The sequence below is a fragment of the Shewanella sp. SG44-6 genome, assembly GCF_014164185.1.
Lineage (GTDB): Bacteria > Pseudomonadota > Gammaproteobacteria > Enterobacterales > Shewanellaceae > Shewanella > Shewanella vesiculosa.
Genome location: NZ_JACJER010000282.1, coordinates 1 through 1,213 on the forward strand (window position 1 = coordinate 1; position 1,213 = coordinate 1,213).

The 1,213-nt window shown below is 45.8% G+C and carries 2 pseudogenes; both read left to right on the forward strand.

Features of this window, described 5'->3' with window-relative positions:
* Positions 1–279: pseudogene (locus tag H5185_RS23520) on the forward strand (arsenate reductase ArsC); the annotation flags it as partial.
* 92 nt (positions 280–371) lie between these two features.
* Positions 372–1,213 (forward strand): annotated as a pseudogene (locus H5185_RS23525) (permease); the annotation flags it as partial.

Below are 1,213 nucleotides of genomic sequence, written 5' to 3' on the forward strand. Positions count from 1 at the left end.
ATGGCGGATTTCACTCCTGACTTAGTGATCACTGTTTGTGATAATGCTGCGGGAGAAACCTGTCCTTTGTGGTTAGGTCAAACACTTAAATTACATTGGGGTTTACCCGACCCAACATCAATCGATGCCCCCGATATAGATGAGCAATTTAGCTATGTTATAGAAATACTTGAAAATCGTATAAAGGCATTAATCTCCTTGCCGCTTTCGGCAGGTATAGAAGCTCAAAAAGCATCATTACAATCAATTGCGAGCCAATTTCCACTTATTCAAAGATAAGCGGTTTGTATTTAATTGGTGTTCATTCAACTGATTAAAATAGCAATATCTTTTTGCTTTATCGTTTTCATGTATACCAAGGAAGTTTGATTATGCTGCAACTATTTTCCGATTTAGCGAGCTGGCTAACCTTTGGGGTAATGGGTTTAGATCCCAATACTAAGCTTGCCGATGCGGTGCATTTTTTTATTTAAGATACCACTAAGATTTTTGCACTCCTGTTGCTGATGATTTATGCCATCGCCTTGGTGCGGGCATCGCTCAATGTCGAGCGCGTTCGGGATTACTTGGCGGGAAAAAATCGTTTTGTCGGTTACTTTATGGGATCGGGTTTTGGCGCGGTTACTCCATTCTGCTCATGTTCGAGCATTCCGGTATTTTTAGGTTTTACCTCGGCGGGGATCCCTGTGGGGATCACTATGGCGTTTTTGATCACGTCACCGTTAATTAATGAAGTGGCCGTTCTGCTGCTGGTAAGTCTGCTGGGCTGGAAGTTTACTGTGATATACGTGCTGGTCGGCATGTCAGTGGGTATGTTGGCGGGGGCATTTTTGGACACGATCCGCGCTGAGCGTTGGCTGCAGTCCTTTGCCGCCAAAACACTCGAGCAAGGAAAGGCACAGGCGAGTCACGATAATAGCGAGGGTATGACATCAACATCCATGACGTTAACGGAACGGCATGAATTTGCGAAAAGCGAGACCCTAGAGATTTTTGGCCGAGTGTGGAAATGGGTCATTATTGGGGTTGGGCTTGGCGCCGCACTCCATGGATTTGTGCCTGACGGTTGGATCGAAGCTCACTTAGGTGATGGTCAATGGTGGTCTGTTCCTGCGGCGGTATTGATTGGTATTCCTCTGTATTCCAATGCCACAGGGGTTATCCCTATCATGGAGAGCCTTATCACTAATGGCTTGCCCGTAGGGACAACATT